At 69.9% G+C, this 13,717-nt stretch carries 15 protein-coding genes; 7 read left to right on the forward strand and 8 right to left on the reverse strand.

The window, feature by feature from the left end:
* Positions 1–167: 167 nt before the first annotated feature.
* Entirely contained in the window at positions 168–647 is a 480-nt protein-coding gene (locus ACWFQ8_RS09135) for an NUDIX domain-containing protein (RefSeq protein WP_453785538.1), read from the forward strand.
* A gap of 88 nt (positions 648–735) precedes the next feature.
* Here ACWFQ8_RS09135 and ACWFQ8_RS09140 read toward each other — a convergent pair whose 3' ends face one another.
* Together ACWFQ8_RS09140 and ACWFQ8_RS09145 are read right to left on the reverse strand one after the other, a co-directional pair.
* Positions 736–1,938 (reverse strand): globin domain-containing protein, encoded by a 1,203-nt coding sequence (locus ACWFQ8_RS09140; protein ID WP_453785539.1) that lies wholly within the window; start codon positions 1,936–1,938, stop codon positions 736–738.
* A 121-nt stretch (positions 1,939–2,059) separates the two neighbouring features.
* The gene (locus ACWFQ8_RS09145; RefSeq protein ID WP_453785540.1) at positions 2,060–2,710 is read right to left on the reverse strand and encodes an HAD family hydrolase; all 651 of its coding nucleotides are present in this window, start codon (positions 2,708–2,710) and stop codon (positions 2,060–2,062) included.
* A 109-nt stretch (positions 2,711–2,819) separates the two neighbouring features.
* Here ACWFQ8_RS09145 and ACWFQ8_RS09150 point away from each other — a divergent pair, with 109 nt between their 5' ends.
* Both ACWFQ8_RS09150 and ACWFQ8_RS09155 read left to right on the forward strand, forming a co-directional pair.
* Positions 2,820–3,713 carry a GNAT family N-acetyltransferase gene (locus ACWFQ8_RS09150; RefSeq protein ID WP_453785541.1) on the forward strand — a complete coding sequence of 298 codons (894 nt, stop codon included), beginning with the start codon at positions 2,820–2,822 and terminating at the stop codon, positions 3,711–3,713.
* Positions 3,714–3,729: 16 nt separating this feature from the next.
* Positions 3,730–4,197 (forward strand): N-acetyltransferase family protein, encoded by a 468-nt coding sequence (locus ACWFQ8_RS09155; protein WP_453785542.1) that lies wholly within the window; start codon positions 3,730–3,732, stop codon positions 4,195–4,197.
* A 31-nt stretch (positions 4,198–4,228) separates the two neighbouring features.
* Here ACWFQ8_RS09155 and ACWFQ8_RS09160 read toward each other — a convergent pair whose 3' ends face one another.
* Together ACWFQ8_RS09160 and dnaB are read right to left on the reverse strand one after the other, a co-directional pair.
* Entirely contained in the window at positions 4,229–5,614 is a 1,386-nt protein-coding gene (locus tag ACWFQ8_RS09160; RefSeq protein WP_453785543.1) for a serine hydrolase domain-containing protein, read from the reverse strand.
* A gap of 9 nt (positions 5,615–5,623) precedes the next feature.
* The gene (gene dnaB, locus ACWFQ8_RS09165) at positions 5,624–7,093 is read right to left on the reverse strand and encodes a replicative DNA helicase (protein ID WP_453785670.1); all 1,470 of its coding nucleotides are present in this window, start codon (positions 7,091–7,093) and stop codon (positions 5,624–5,626) included.
* A 452-nt stretch (positions 7,094–7,545) separates the two neighbouring features.
* On the opposite strand from dnaB, the gene ACWFQ8_RS09170 reads away from it, so the two are divergent.
* A complete protein-coding gene (locus ACWFQ8_RS09170; protein ID WP_453785544.1) occupies positions 7,546–8,883 on the forward strand; it encodes an MATE family efflux transporter in 1,338 nt (445 codons plus the stop codon).
* Positions 8,884–9,079: 196 nt separating this feature from the next.
* Here the strand turns inward: ACWFQ8_RS09170 and rplI are convergent, their stop codons facing one another.
* The 4 genes from rplI to rpsF all read right to left on the reverse strand — a co-directional run bounded on the left by rplI (position 9,080) and on the right by rpsF (position 10,784).
* Entirely contained in the window at positions 9,080–9,526 is a 447-nt protein-coding gene (gene rplI / locus ACWFQ8_RS09175; protein WP_453785545.1) for a 50S ribosomal protein L9, read from the reverse strand.
* An 18-nt stretch (positions 9,527–9,544) separates the two neighbouring features.
* Positions 9,545–9,781: a 30S ribosomal protein S18 gene (rpsR, locus tag ACWFQ8_RS09180; protein ID WP_003956534.1), complete on the reverse strand. Its 237-nt coding sequence runs from the start codon at positions 9,779–9,781 to the stop codon at positions 9,545–9,547.
* Between the two features lie 43 nt (positions 9,782–9,824).
* The gene (locus ACWFQ8_RS09185) at positions 9,825–10,421 is read right to left on the reverse strand and encodes a single-stranded DNA-binding protein (protein WP_453785546.1); all 597 of its coding nucleotides are present in this window, start codon (positions 10,419–10,421) and stop codon (positions 9,825–9,827) included.
* Between the two features lie 72 nt (positions 10,422–10,493).
* On the reverse strand, positions 10,494–10,784 hold the full coding sequence (gene rpsF / locus ACWFQ8_RS09190; RefSeq protein WP_006604399.1) for a 30S ribosomal protein S6: 291 nt from the start codon (positions 10,782–10,784) through the stop codon (positions 10,494–10,496).
* A 251-nt stretch (positions 10,785–11,035) separates the two neighbouring features.
* On the opposite strand from rpsF, the gene ACWFQ8_RS09195 reads away from it, so the two are divergent.
* The 3 genes from ACWFQ8_RS09195 (at position 11,036) to ACWFQ8_RS09205 (ending at position 13,702) form a co-directional block, all read left to right on the forward strand.
* Positions 11,036–11,350: a hypothetical protein gene (locus ACWFQ8_RS09195; protein WP_453785547.1), complete on the forward strand. Its 315-nt coding sequence runs from the start codon at positions 11,036–11,038 to the stop codon at positions 11,348–11,350.
* Positions 11,351–11,482: 132 nt separating this feature from the next.
* Complete coding sequence (locus ACWFQ8_RS09200; protein WP_384531171.1) at positions 11,483–12,601, forward strand: lipid II:glycine glycyltransferase FemX; 1,119 nt, start codon at positions 11,483–11,485, stop codon at positions 12,599–12,601.
* Positions 12,602–12,670: 69 nt separating this feature from the next.
* Complete coding sequence (locus ACWFQ8_RS09205) at positions 12,671–13,702, forward strand: alanine racemase (protein WP_453785548.1); 1,032 nt, start codon at positions 12,671–12,673, stop codon at positions 13,700–13,702.
* Positions 13,703–13,717: the final 15 nt, after the last annotated feature.

Here is a 13,717-nt window from a genome sequence, read left to right on the forward strand (position 1 = left end):
CGTGGCGGCGCCGCGCACCTGTTCCCGGTCCTGCCGACCCGCGGTCCCGCCCCCACCCACCCGGCGCGGCCCGCGACCCGCAGGCGCGCGCCGCTGTGCACGGGTGAGCCCCCTGATTTCGGCCCGTGGCGCGTTTCAGAAGCGGAGCCGTGGGCCACTCTTCTCCCATGACCGAACGCCCCGTGGTCAAACGCACCGCCCGCGCGATCCTGCTCGACGGTGACGACCTGATCCTCATCAAGCGCACCAAGCCCGGCGTCGACCCGTACTGGGTCACTCCCGGCGGCGGGGTGGAGTCCTCGGACGCCACCGTCGTCGACGCACTCCACCGGGAGGTCCACGAAGAACTCGGCGCGAAGATCACCGATGTGGTGCCCTGCTTCGTCGACACCGTCGAGCACATCGCCGACGGCGGAGTGACCGGCGTGAAGGTGCAGCACTTCTTCGTCTGCCACCTCGAATCGATGGACCCCGGCCAACGGCACGGCCCGGAAATGGAGCAGCCCGAGGGCGAGTACGAGATCGTCCACGTGCCCTTCAGCAGGGTCGGCATCGCCGCCGTCCACCTCGTCCCGCTGTCCCTGCGGCACTACCTCGACGGCAACATCGAGGGCGTACGCGCCATGCACGCACCGGACCTGGGCTGAGTCCGACCCGGAACAGGCCGTCGCTACCTGATCCTCCCCTTCTGATCCTGCCCGACCCGCGACGAGGCCGGCGGAGCACCCGCCGGCCTCAGCCCGCGACGCCCGCCAGCTCCTCGACCGCGTCGTGCCGGATCCGCTCGCCCGGGATCCCGATCCGCTTGAGCTCGTCGACTCCGCTGCGGATCATCGCCGGCGGCCCCGAGATGAACGCGTCGTACGAACTCCACGGCCCGTGCTCCCCGATCGCCTGGGGCAGTTGGCCGGCCAGCCCGTCGCCGACCACCGGCCGCACCGAGAGCCACGGGTGGGAGCGCTGCAGTCCCAGCAGCGTGTCCTTGTCGTACAGGTCGTCGTCGCTGCGCGCCCCGAAGAACACCTCCACCGGACGCCGTTCGCCGTGCTCCGCCACGTCCTCGATCAGCGCCTTGATCGGGGCGATGCCGGTACCGCCGCCGAGGCACAGCATCCCGTTGTCCGTGGTGTGGTCCACCACCATCGATCCGGCCGGAGGGCCCAGGCGCAGTACGTCGCCCGGGCGGGCGTGGCGCACGAGCGCGTTGGACACCCAGCCCGCCGGGACGGCTTTGACGTGGAAGGACAGGAGCCCGTCGGCGCGCGGAGCCGAGGCGAAGGAGTAGTGCCGCCAGACCCTGGGCCACCACGGGGTCTCCAGGCTCGTGTACTGGCCGGCGAGGAAGCCGTACGGCTGGTCGGGGCGGACTGTCAGCACCGCGATGTCCGAGGTGCGCAGCTCGTGGGAGACCACTTCCGCGTGCCACCAGGCGGGCGCCTCGTCCGCAGCGGCCGCGTCGATCATGATCTGGGAGATCCCCGTGTAGGCGCGCACCCAGGCGGCCTCCGCCTCGGGCCCCCAGGTCTGGTCGGCGTACCGGGCCAGGGCCCCGAGGAGGGCCTCACCCACCGCCGGGTAGTGGGCGGGCCGGGTCCCGTACTTACGGTGCCCCGTGCCGAGTCGCCGCAGGTAGGGGACGAGTACCGCCGGATCGTCGATGTGCTCGGCAGCGGTCAGCAGGGCCTTCAGCAGCCGGTCGCGCTGCACGTCCATGGCCGCGGGGAACAGCGATCGGAGCTCCGGGTGCCCGATGAACACCAGCGCGTAGAAGTACGAGGTCACCTTGTCCGCGACGGGTGCGATCTCCGCGAGGGTCCGGCGGATGAGTACGGCGTCCGGTGAGGGCTCGGCCGTGCCGGCCCCGGAGGATATCCGGGGCGGCCTCCCTCTGGCCGATCTGGTGGGCGGAGCGTCCATGCGGTGCCTCGCTTCGAGCATCTCGGTCGGTCTGCACGCGCCACGGTCTGCGAATCCGTGGTTCCAGGTTTCTCAGCCTGACAGCCTGCCCGAACGCCTGCGGGGAAATGCGGGAAATCCGCGTTTCGAACCCACTTTCCCCTTAAGATGCGTCAACTCCCGGGCGTGGCGCACCCACGAGCTGGTAGGCCTCCCGCAGGTCACGGCCCTCGTAGACGTGGGTGGCGCGCTTCATGAGATAGGGCCGGGCGTTGACCGCGACCGAGACCGGCACCGCGCCGAAGAGGACCGCGTCCGTCATCGAATCCCCGTACGCGACGCAGTTCGCGCGTCCCAGCCCGAACTGCTCGCACAAGCGGTCCGCCACCGTGACCTTGGCCTCGGGCGTGAGGATCCCCGCCACCTCCACGGGCCGGGTGAACGGCACCTCGGGGAAGACCGAGCCGTGCGCGGCGTGCGCCCCCCACTCGGTGAGCAGTTCCACGAAGAAGGACGGCGACAGCGAGATCACCGCGCAGTACTCGCCGCGCTCGCGGATCTCCCGCCACACCTCGCGGATCCCCGCGATCCAGGGAGACCCGTCGAAAGCCGCCCGGACGTGAGCGGGTGTCAGCTCCGCCCACAGGGCGTGGACGGCTACCGAGAACTGGTGCGGCCCCATCTCCCGTGCACTGAAGGACCGCTCCAACTCGGCGATCTCGGCGCTGAGGCCGAGTTGACGGGAGATCTCGACCGGTGCAGCCGAACCGTACATCAGCGTGCCGTCGAGATCGAAGAGATGCAGGCGGGTCATAACCGTCGAGATTAGTGCTTACGTTTCACGTGAAACAGGGTGTTTCACGTGAAACATCCACGTCGTGAATCCCCTGGACGCGCCCGGGCCGATGATCCACTCTGGGTCGGTGACCCAACCAGACATCACAGATCTGCCGATCAGAGCGCTCCGGGCGGAAGACCTCCGCCACTGCGCGGACCTGTCAGAGGACCGGGGTTGGCTCCGTGAGGACCACAAATGGGGGCTGCTCCTCGCCGCCGGGGACGGCTACGGGGTCGACGCCCCGGACGGGCGGGGACTCGCCGCGGCCTGCATCGTCACCCGGTACGGTCAGACGCACTCGGGCACCGAGCTCGCCGCCATCGGAATGGTCCTCGTCGCGGACCGCTACGCCCGCCGGGGCCTCGGCCGCCGCCTGATGTCCCACGTGTGCGACGACGTGCTCAAGGGCGTTCCGCTCACCCTGCACGCCACCCCCTACGGCCGGCCCCTTTACGAGGAAATCGGCTTCGAGACCACCGGCCGCGTCGAGATGCTCCGCGGCACTTTCCGCGACGAGGGTCTCCCGGCGGCGGCCGACGCCCCGCGGGTCCGGGCGGCGCACGCCGAGGACCTGTCCCGCATCCTGCGCCTGGACGCCGAAGTCTTCGGGACCGACCGCACTCACATGATCGTCCGACTGCCGGCCTTCGCCGACCAGCTGATCGTCGCCGAGGACCCGTCCGGAGACGGCACCCTCAGGGGTTACGCCGCCGCCTGGCCCAACATGGACACCCATGTCATCGGCCCGCTGATCGCCCACGACACCCCCACCGCCCAGGCCCTGGTCACCGCCCTCGCGCGGGGCACGGACCGGCCGCTGCGCACCGATGTCGACGTGCGCCACGAAGAACTGCTCGGCTGGCTGAGAGACCGCGGGATGGAGTCCGTGGTGTTCAACGCCGTCATGACCCGGGGCATACCGGGACTGCCCGGCGACTGGACGCGCCGCTGGGCGCCGTTGACCGTAGCCGCCGGTTGAGAGAGGAACACCTTTCATGACCCACGCCCACGCCGCCGAGCTGACCATCCGGCCGGCCACCGAGGCCGATCTGCCCGCCGTCGTCGCCATGCTGGCCGACGATCTGCTGGGAGCCGCCCGCGAGTCTCCCGAGGACCTGGGTCCGTACCGCTCGGCCCTGGCACGCATCAGAGACGACCCGAACCAGCACCTGGTCGTCGCCGTCCGGTCCGACCGGGTCGTGGGCACCCTCCAGCTCACGATCGTCCCGGGCCTCTCCCGCAAGGGGGCCACCCGTTCGATCATCGAAGGCGTCCGCGTCCATGCCGACGAGCGCGGAAGCGGCCTGGGCACGCGGTTCGTCGAATGGGCTGTCGAGCGGTCCCGCGATGAGAACTGTTCGCTGGTCCAGCTGACTTCGGACGTGACGCGAACCGATGCCCACCGCTTCTACGAGCGGCTCGGGTTCACCGCTTCCCACGTCGGGTTCAAGCTCCCGCTCTGACCGGCCACGCGTCGCGGGGCGGGCGGGGCCGTCAGCCGATGCCCCGCCAGCCCTGCGGGTCCACTCCACCGGGTACCGGCGCCTGGGCGTCGTACGGCTCGCGCGTGAACACGAACGACGCGAGGTCGAGATGGCTCACCGAGCCGTCGGCCCGGCGCACCGCCCGCAGGGTCTCTCCCGCGTAGTAGCCGTTCAGGCCCGTCCAACTGCCGTCAGTCTCGGCCCGGAAGCGGGCCGTGCGCCCGATCGCGCCCACCGGCCCCAGCTCCAGCGAGCCGTCCGCTTTCAGCCGCACCAGTTGGGGCGACGTGCCCCAGTACCAGGTCCCGCACAGCTCCAGGGGGACCTCGTCGGTCTCCAGGAACGGCCGCCACGGCTCGGGGAACCGGGGCTCGGCGTCGGCCACCAGGCCCACGAGCTCCGCCGCCACCGTCGCGGCCGCCAGACCCGAGGTGACGTTGGCCAGCACCACGGCCGCCACGTCGTCCGCCTCGCTCAGCCACAGCCCCGCGACGAACCCCGGCAGGGAGCCGCTGTGTCCCGCGAGACGGCGCCCGCCGTGGACCGCCAGCTGGAGCCCGAGTCCATAGCCGAGGTCGGCGAGACCGGGCTCCGGCGGAGCGGCCGACGTACGCATCTCCCGCAGGGACTCCCGGCTCAGCACCCGGGCGTCGCCCCGCAGCAGGAAGTCCGCGAACCGCGCCAGATCCCCGGTCGTGGACCACAGCTGACCCGCCGCGGCCATCAGCCCGAGGTCCTCCAGCGGTTCGGGCATCATCAGGTCGGCCCACGGGTGCACCGCCCAGCCGCCCGCGTGCGGTGCCTCGGGCAGGCTCGTGGTCCGGGTCAGCCCCAGCGGCTCCAGCACCTCCGCCCGCAGCGCCTCTTCCCAGGGCATGCCGCGCAGCGCCTCGACGAGCGAACCAAGCAAGGTGTAACCGGGATTGGAGTAGTGGTGCCGTCGGCCGGGCTCATGCCTCAGCGGCACCTCTCCCAGGACGTCGGCGAGTTCCGGCCGTAGTTCCGCGGAACTGCGCTCCCACCACGGGCCCGGGGTCTCCGCGCCCAAGCCGGCCGTGTGGGAGAGCAGTTGCGCGACGGTCACCTCGCCGACTCCGGTTCCCGGCAGGTACTTCTCCAGCGGATCCGCGAGGCCCAGCAGCCCTTCGTCCCGCAGCCGCAGCACCAGCACGGCGGTGAAGGTCTTGGTGATCGAACCGATCCGGTACTGCACGTTCCCGTCGGGACCGTGGCCCCTGACGGAAGTGGCGGACCCCTCCCAGACCACCTCCCCGCCCCGCACGACGGCCGCCACCACGGACGGTGCACGGCCTTGGCTCTGGGCGACGGCGATCCGGTGCCTGAGCGAGCGCCGGGTGGCGGGGAGCAGTTCCAGGTCCTCAGCAAGGGCGTCCATGATCGGATGCTACGTGTTGGCCATGTCCACGAACCGTGAATAGTGACCCTGGAAGGCCACGGTGATCGTGGCCGTCGGGCCGTTACGGTGCTTCGCCACGATCAGGTCGGCCTCGCCCGCGCGCGGGGACTCCTTCTCGTACGCGTCCTCGCGGTGCAGCAGGATCACCATGTCGGCGTCCTGCTCGATCGAGCCGGACTCACGCAGGTCGGAGACCATCGGCTTCTTGTCGGTGCGCTGCTCAGGACCACGGTTCAGCTGGGAGAGGGCGATCACGGGGACCTCCAGCTCCTTCGCCAGCAGCTTCAGGTTTCGCGACATGTCCGAGACCTCCTGCTGACGGCTCTCGGGACGGCGCGAGCCGCCGGACTGCATCAGCTGGAGGTAGTCGATGACGACGAGCGAAAGGTCGTTGCGCTGCTTGAGCCGGCGGCACTTGGCCCGGATCTCCATCATCGACAGGTTGGGGGAGTCGTCGATGTAGAGCGGGGCGGCCGAGACGTCCGGCATGCGGCGGGCCAGCCTGGTCCAGTCGTCGTCGGTCATCGTGCCGGAGCGCATGTGGTGCAGCGCCACCCGGGCCTCGGCCGAGAGCAGGCGCATCGCGATCTCGTTGCGGCCCATTTCCAGGGAGAAGATCACGCTCGGCAGGTTGCTCTTGATGGAGCAGGCGCGGGCGAAGTCCAGGGCGAGGGTGGACTTGCCCATGGCGGGGCGGGCCGCGATCACGATCATCTGGCCCGGGTGCAGGCCGTTGGTGAGCGAGTCCAGGTCCGTGAAGCCCGTCGGGACGCCGGACATCTGGCCGCTGCGCGAGCCGATCGCCTCGATCTCGTCGAGGGCGCCCTCCATGATGTCGCCCAGCGGCAGGTAGTCCTCGGAGGTCCGCTGCTCGGTGACGGCGTAGATCTCCGCCTGGGCGCTGTTGACGATCTCGTCGACGTCGCCGTCCGCCGCGTACCCCATCTGTGTGATCTTCGTACCGGCGGCGACCAGGCGGCGCAGTACGGCCCTCTCGTGGACGATCTCCGCGTAGTACTCGGCGTTGGCCGCCGTGGGTACGGACTGCACCAGCGTGTGCAGGTACGAGGCGCCGCCGACCTTGCTGATCTCCCCGCGCCTGGTCAGCTCCGCGCCGACCGTGATCGGGTCGGCGGGCTCTCCCTTGGCGTAGAGGTCGAGGATGGCCTGGTAGATCGTCTCGTGGGAGGGCCGGTAGAAGTCGTGGCCCTTGAGGACCTCGACGACGTCGGCGATCGCGTCCTTGGAAAGCAGCATGCCGCCGAGAACGGACTGCTCGGCGTCGAGGTCCTGCGGGGGCACGCGCTCGAAGCCGCCACCGTTGCCGCCGCCGTCCCAGGAGCCGCCCTCGCGGCCCCGGTCGTGCTGTTCGTCTCCCCGGCCGCGGCCTTCGCCGCCCCGGCGCGAGCGGGTGGGCAGACGGTCACCTGGACCGCTGTCGGCCCAGGGGTCGTCCATGGGCTCGGGCATGCTCACCGGGCCGCCTCCTCCCGTCCGCAACGCGGACCTCGCCGTGTCGCTCTTTCTACGACACGGCTCTGACATTTGGGGCACCCGATCGGCTCTCGGCGAAGTCGGGCAACGCACCACGGTAGGGCCGAGAGCGGCGTCAGCCAATCTTGTTATCCACAGGCTGTGTGGATGAGGTGTGGATGACGGCGCCAATGCTGTGGGTAAGTCGCCGGAAGCTGTGCACGGACCGGGGGACGACGCTGTGGACAAAATCACCTGCCCCACCCTCTCACCCCATCTGACCTGCATATTTGCCCTCACCCAGGACTGCGGGACAAAAATCTTGGGCCCGGTCCCGAGATCGCCTCGAACGAGGTGCGAAGAACGCGCCGAGCGATGTATCGGTAAGGCCCTAAAGACTCTTGTATCCATTACCTGTGGAAGATTAGATTGAGCGCATGACACAGGCCCCCGCCGCACCGAAGGCTGCCCCGAGGCGGCACGACCGAGAGATCTTCGCACTCGCCGTCCCCGCCTTCGGCGCCCTCGTCGCCGAACCCCTCTTCGTGCTGGTCGACAGCGCCGTCGTGGGACACCTCGGCACGCCCCAGCTGGCCGGCCTGGGCATCGCCGCCGCACTGCTCACCACCGCCGTGAGCATCTTCGTCTTCCTCGCCTACGCCACCACCGCCGCCGTCTCCCGCCGCGTCGGAGCCGGCGACCTCCAGGCGGCCATCCGGCAGGGCATGGACGGCATCTGGCTCGCCCTCCTGCTCGGCGCCGCCGTGGTGGCCGTGCTGGTTCCCCTGGCCCCCTGGCTCGTCTCCCTCTTCGGGGCCTCCGACACCGTCGCCCCGTACGCGATCACGTATCTGCGGATCTCCGCGTTCGGCATCCCGGCCATGCTCGTCGTCCTCGCGGCCACCGGCGTCCTCCGCGGCCTCCAGGACACCCGCACACCGCTCTACGTCGCCGTCGCCGGCTTCGCCCTCAACGGGGCCCTCAACGTGGCCCTGGTCTACGGGGCCGGCCTCGGCATCGCCGGCTCCGCCTGGGGCACGGTCATCGCCCAGTGCGCCATGGCCGGCGCCTACCTCGTGGTCGTCGTACGCGGCGCCCGGCGGCACGGCGCCTCGTTGCGCCCCGACTCCGCCGGCATCCGGGCCTGCGCCCAGGCGGGCGCGCCCCTGCTCGTCCGGACCCTGTCCCTGCGTGCCGTCCTGCTGATCGCGACCGCCATGGCCGCCCGCCTCGGCGACGCCGAGATCGCCGCGCACCAGATCCTGCTCTCCCTGTGGAGCCTGCTCGCCTTCGCGCTCGACGCGATCGCCATCGCCGGACAGGCGATCATCGGGCGCTACCTCGGCGCCGGCGACATCGACGGCGCCAAGGCCGTCTGCCGCCGCATGGTGCGGTGGGGCATCGTCTCGGGGATCGTGCTCGGGTTCCTGGTCGTCCTCGCCCGGCCGGTGTTCATCCCGCTGTTCACCAGCGACCCGGCGGTCGAGGACGCCTTGCTGCCCGCCCTGCTCGTGGTCGCGCTGTCCCAGCCCGTCTCCGGCATCGTCTTCGTCCTGGACGGGGTCCTGATGGGCGCGGGCGACGGCCGCTACCTGGCCTGGGCGATGCTCCTGACACTCGCCGTCTTCACCCCGGCCGCCCTGCTCGTCCCCGCGCTGGGAGGCGGCCTGACGGCGCTCTGGTGGGCCATGACCTTGATGATGCTGGTGCGGATGGTCACGCTCCAGCTGCGCGCCCGCTCGGGCCGGTGGCTGGTCGCGGGGGCCGCGCGCTGACTGCGCGCCCGGCGGGGGCGGCGCCGACTTCCCGGTCGTGTTCCGCGCGTGCATGTTTCACGTGAAGCATCCCCCGGAGGCATCACCGTTTCACGTGAAACACCTCCCGGAGGCATCACCGTTTCACGTGAAACAACGAGCCCGAAACACGACGAAGGGCCGCACCCCGGAGGATGCGGCCCTTCGTGTGCGGCACTTAGGCGGCGACGACCTCGACACCGAGGTTCGCAACGACCTCGGCGTGCAGACGCACGGAGACCTGGTACGAACCGAGGGTCTTGATCGGGGACGCCAGCTCGACGCGACGCTTGTCGACCTTCGGACCACCGGAAGCCTCGATCGCCGTGGCGATGTCGCCCGGAGTCACGGAGCCGAAGAGGCGGCCGGTGTCACCCGAGCGGGTGGCCAGACGCACCTTCACGCCCTCGAGCTTGGCCTTGAACTCGTTGGCCTGCTCGATGGTCGCGATCTCGTGGATCTTGCGGGCGCGGCGGATCTGCGCCACGTCCTTCTCGCCACCCTTGGTCCAGCGGATCGCGAAACCACGCGGGACCAGGTAGTTGCGAGCGTAACCGTCCTTGACGTCGACGACATCGCCGGCGGCGCCGAGGCCAGAGACCTCGTGGGTCAGGATGATCTTCATTAGTCGGTCACCCTTTCCTTATCGCGCGGTGGACGTGTAGGGCAGCAGCGCCATCTCACGGCTGTTCTTGACGGCCGTGGCGACGTCACGCTGGTGCTGCGTGCAGTTGCCGGTAACGCGGCGGGCACGGATCTTGCCGCGGTCGGAAATGAACTTCCGCAGCATGTTCGTGTCCTTGTAGTCCACGTACACGGTCTTGTCCTTGCAGAACGCGCAGACCTTCTTCTTAGGCTTGCGCACAGGCGGCTTCGCCATTGTGTCTCTCCTGTGTGATCAAGAAGTGGGGTTGCGAGCTGCCCTAGAAGGGCGGCTCGTCCGAGTAGCCACCGCCGGAACCGCCGGAGCTTCCGCCCCAGCCGCCCCCGCCGCCGCCCTGCTGCTGGCCACCGGCCGGCGCGCTGGACGACCACGGGTCGTCGGAGGGAGCTCCGCCGCCCTGCGGGGCACCGCCACTGGGGGCTCCGCCCCAGTTGCCGCCACCGCCGCCCTGCTGCTGACCGCCGCCGCCGTATCCACCCTGACCACCGCGACCGCTGGTCTTGGCGACCTTGGCCGTGGCGCTCTTCAGGCTGGGGCCGACTTCCTCGACGTCCAGCTCGTAGACCGTGCGCTTGACACCCTCACGGTCTTCGTACGACCGCTGCTTCAGCCGGCCCTGCACGATGACGCGCATGCCCCGCTGAAGGGACTCGGCGACGTTCTCCGCCGCCTGACGCCAGACCGAGCAGGTCAGGAACAGGCCTTCGCCGTCCTTCCACTCATTGGTCTGCTTGTCGAAGATGCGGGGAGTGGACGCGACACGGAACTTCGCGACCGCCGCACCCGAGGGGGTGAAGCGCAGCTCGGGGTCGTCGACGAGATTGCCGACGACCGTGATGACGGTCTCGCCTGCCATGGATGAACCTCTCGGCGGGGATTGCTGCTGGGCTGCTGTGCTACTCGGTCCCGATTACCGCTGAACCGAAGTTCAGTGGGTCTCGGGGCGAAGGACCTTGGTCCGGAGAACCGACTCGTTCAGGTTCATCTGCCGGTCGAGCTCCTTGACGACCGCAGGCTCGGCCTGAAGGTCGATGACCGAGTAGATGCCCTCGGGCTTCTTCTTGATCTCGTAAGAGAGACGGCGACGGCCCCAGGTGTCGACCTTCTCGACCTTTCCGTTGCCCTCACGGACGACGGAGAGGAAGTTCTCGATCAGCGGGGAGACAGCGCGCTCCTCGAGATCGGGGTCGAGGATGACCATCACTTCGTAGTGACGCATGTGGAACCCACCTCCTTTGGACTCAGCGGCCACGGTCGTTCCGTGGCAGGAGGGTCGTGATGCGTGCCGCACGGTGTCCGAGAACAGACACCGCGCAGACCGTACAGACTACCCCGTCGACTCCTTCCGGTTGAAATCCGGCGGGAGAGGGCCACAATCTGTATCCATCGGGTGTGCTCGGTGCTATGCCCCCGGCCCCTCCGGCGGCGGCCCCGCGACACCGTTCCGCTCCAGCCAGGAGGTGCCTTCCGATGGCACAGGCAATGCGACCCCAAGACTCCATCTCTCTCCTCGCGACCGACGGCAAGCCCCACCCGCTGCAGGACACCCTGATGGCGGTCACCCTGGTCCTGGGCGCCGTGGCGTTCATCACGGCGTTCTTCCACCAGCTGCACCTGCTCAGCTCGTGGGCCGGGCTGATCGGAATCCTGACGGGCGCGTACGGACAGTTCATCTCCGTCACGACACGCGAGCGCTTCGCGCTGATCATCGGCCTTGGCGCGTCTGCCATCGGCTTCTTCCTCGGCATGGCGCACGGCGGGCTCTTCGGCGGCTGGCTGGGCTGACCGGGGGACGTCCGCGACAGGGCGCCGGCCGCACCGCGGCCCGGACCCCGGCCCGTCCCCCAGATGGGTGGCGCCCCCGTCGCAGTAGGCTTCGCGCCATAGCCAGCGAAGCCGCCGGAGGAGACGCCCCGCATGAGCCTGTCCCTGAGGACCATCAGCCGAGAGCAGCATCTGGGCTACCTCCAGAGCCTGCCCTCGGCGAGCCACTGCCAGGTCCCGGCGTGGGCCGACGTGAAGAACGAGTGGCGTTCGGAGAACCTGGGATGGTTCGACGGCTCCGGTGAACTCGTCGGCGCCGCCCTCGTGTTGTACCGGCAGCTGCCCAAGGTGAAGCGGTACCTCGCGTACCTTCCCGAAGGGCCGGTCATCAACTGGTACGCCCCGAACCTGGAGGAGTGGCTCCAGCCCATGCTGGCGCACCTCAAGCAGCAGGGCGCCTTCACCGTGAAGATGGGTCCGCCCGTCGTCATCCGCCGGTGGAACTCGACCGCCATCAAGGCGGGCATCCAGGACCCCGATGTCAAGCGCCTGCGCGACGTGGAGGCCTCGGTCATCGAGCCCCGCGCGTTCGAGGTCTCCGACAAGCTGCGCCGCATGGGCTGGCAGCAGGCGGAGGACGGCGGCGCCGGCTTCGGTGACGTCCAGCCGCGGTACGTCTTCCAGGTACCGCTGGCCAACCGGTCGCTGGACGATGTCCTCAAGGGCTTCAACCAGCTGTGGCGCCGCAACATCAAGAAGGCCGAGAAGGCCGGTGTCGAGGTCGTCCAGGGCGGCTACGAGGACCTGCCGACCTGGCAGCGCCTGTACGAGATCACGGCCGAGCGCGACAAGTTCCGCCCGCGCCCGCTCAGCTACTTCCAGCGCCAGTGGACGGCCCTCAACGCCGAGGACCCCAACCGGATGCGCCTCTACATCGCCACGCACGAGGGGGAGCCGCTGGCCGCCGCCACGATGCTCACCGTCGGCCAGCACGTCTGGTACTCCTACGGGGCCTCCGCCAACCACAAGCGCGAGGTGCGGCCATCGAACGCCATGCAGTGGCGCATGCTGCGCGATTCCTACGCGCTCGGTGCGAGCGTCTACGACCTGCGCGGGATCTCTGACACGCTGGACGAGAACGACCACCTGTTCGGGCTGATCCAGTTCAAGGTCGGCACCGGCGGCGAGGCCGTGGAGTACGTCGGCGAGTGGGACTTCCCCCTCAACAAGGTGCTGCACAAGGCACTCGACATCTACATGTCGCGTCGCTGACCCGCGCACATCCACCCACCACACGCACCGCTGCACCACGCAGCCATTCAGGAGAGGTTCCGGACGGGCATGGCGCTCACGCTCTACGTCGACACCGCGCGCTGGCGTGCGCACCAGAAGCAGATCCAGGACCAGTTCCCCGGGATGGTGCCGGTCTGCAAGGGCAACGGGTACGGCTTCGGCCACGAGCGGCTGTGCGAGGAGGCGACCCGGATGGGCGCCGACGTGCTGGCCGTGGGGACGACGTACGAGGCCGCCAGCATCAAGGACTGGTTCGGCGGTGACCTTCTCGTCCTCACCCCGTTCCGGCGGGGCGAGGACCCGGTGCCGCTGCCCGACCGGGTCATCCGCTCCGTCTCCTCGCTGGACGGGGTCCGTGGTCTGGTCGGGGCCCGCGTGGTCATCGAGTGCATGAGCTCGATGCGCCGCCACGGGATCTCCGAGCAGGACCTGGGCCGGCTGCACGCGGCGATCGAGGACGTCCGGCTGGAGGGCTTCGCCCTGCACCTGCCGCTCGACCGCCCGGACGGCTCGGACGCCGTGGAGGAGGTCATCGGCTGGATGGACCGGCTGCGGGCGGCCCGGCTGCCGCTGCACACCATGTTCGTCAGCCATCTGCGGGCACAGGAGCTGACCCGGCTCCAGCAGCAGTTCCCGCAAACCCGCTTCCGGGCCCGCATCGGCACCCGGCTGTGGCTGGGCGACCACGAGGCGACCGAGTACCGGGGCGCGGTGCTCGATGTGACCCGGGTCGCCAAGGGCGACCGGTTCGGCTACCGCCAGCAGAAGGCCGCCTCCGACGGCTGGCTGGTCGTGGTGGCCGGCGGCACCTCGCACGGGGTGGGCCTGGAGGCCCCCAAGGCCCTGCACGGCGTGATGCCGCGCGCCAAGGGCGTGGCCAGGGCCGGCCTGGCCACGGTCAACCGGAACCTGTCGCCGTTCGTGTGGGCGGGCAAGCAGCGCTGGTTCGCGGAGCCCCCGCACATGCAGGTGTCCATCCTGTTCGTGCCCTCGGACGCGACGGAGCCCAAGGTCGGCGACGAGCTGGTGGCGCACCTGCGGCACACCACCACCCAGTTCGACCGGGTGCTCGACGCCTGATCCGCCCCCGGCCGG

Source organism: Streptomyces sp. NPDC055254 (assembly GCF_053606025.1).

Excerpts from the sequence above, each read along its gene's own strand:
- ACWFQ8_RS09200 (WP_384531171.1), top strand. The coding sequence starts at position 11,483 with ATGAGCCTGTCCCTGAGGACCATCAGCCGAGAGCAGCATCTGGGCTAC.
- rpsR (WP_003956534.1), bottom strand. The coding sequence starts at position 9,781 with ATGGCGAAGCCGCCTGTGCGCAAGCCTAAGAAGAAGGTCTGCGCGTTC.
- ACWFQ8_RS09195 (WP_453785547.1), top strand. The coding sequence starts at position 11,036 with ATGGCACAGGCAATGCGACCCCAAGACTCCATCTCTCTCCTCGCGACC.
- rpsF (WP_006604399.1), bottom strand. The coding sequence starts at position 10,784 with ATGCGTCACTACGAAGTGATGGTCATCCTCGACCCCGATCTCGAGGAG.
- ACWFQ8_RS09160 (WP_453785543.1), bottom strand. The coding sequence starts at position 5,614 with ATGGACGCCCTTGCTGAGGACCTGGAACTGCTCCCCGCCACCCGGCGC.
- dnaB (WP_453785670.1), bottom strand. The coding sequence starts at position 7,093 with ATGGACGACCCCTGGGCCGACAGCGGTCCAGGTGACCGTCTGCCCACC.
- ACWFQ8_RS09140 (WP_453785539.1), bottom strand. The coding sequence starts at position 1,938 with ATGCTCGAAGCGAGGCACCGCATGGACGCTCCGCCCACCAGATCGGCC.
- ACWFQ8_RS09170 (WP_453785544.1), top strand. The coding sequence starts at position 7,546 with ATGACACAGGCCCCCGCCGCACCGAAGGCTGCCCCGAGGCGGCACGAC.
- ACWFQ8_RS09135 (WP_453785538.1), top strand. The coding sequence starts at position 168 with ATGACCGAACGCCCCGTGGTCAAACGCACCGCCCGCGCGATCCTGCTC.
- rplI (WP_453785545.1), bottom strand. The coding sequence starts at position 9,526 with ATGAAGATCATCCTGACCCACGAGGTCTCTGGCCTCGGCGCCGCCGGC.
- ACWFQ8_RS09155 (WP_453785542.1), top strand. The coding sequence starts at position 3,730 with ATGACCCACGCCCACGCCGCCGAGCTGACCATCCGGCCGGCCACCGAG.
- ACWFQ8_RS09205 (WP_453785548.1), top strand. The coding sequence starts at position 12,671 with ATGGCGCTCACGCTCTACGTCGACACCGCGCGCTGGCGTGCGCACCAG.
- ACWFQ8_RS09185 (WP_453785546.1), bottom strand. The coding sequence starts at position 10,421 with ATGGCAGGCGAGACCGTCATCACGGTCGTCGGCAATCTCGTCGACGAC.
- ACWFQ8_RS09145 (WP_453785540.1), bottom strand. The coding sequence starts at position 2,710 with ATGACCCGCCTGCATCTCTTCGATCTCGACGGCACGCTGATGTACGGT.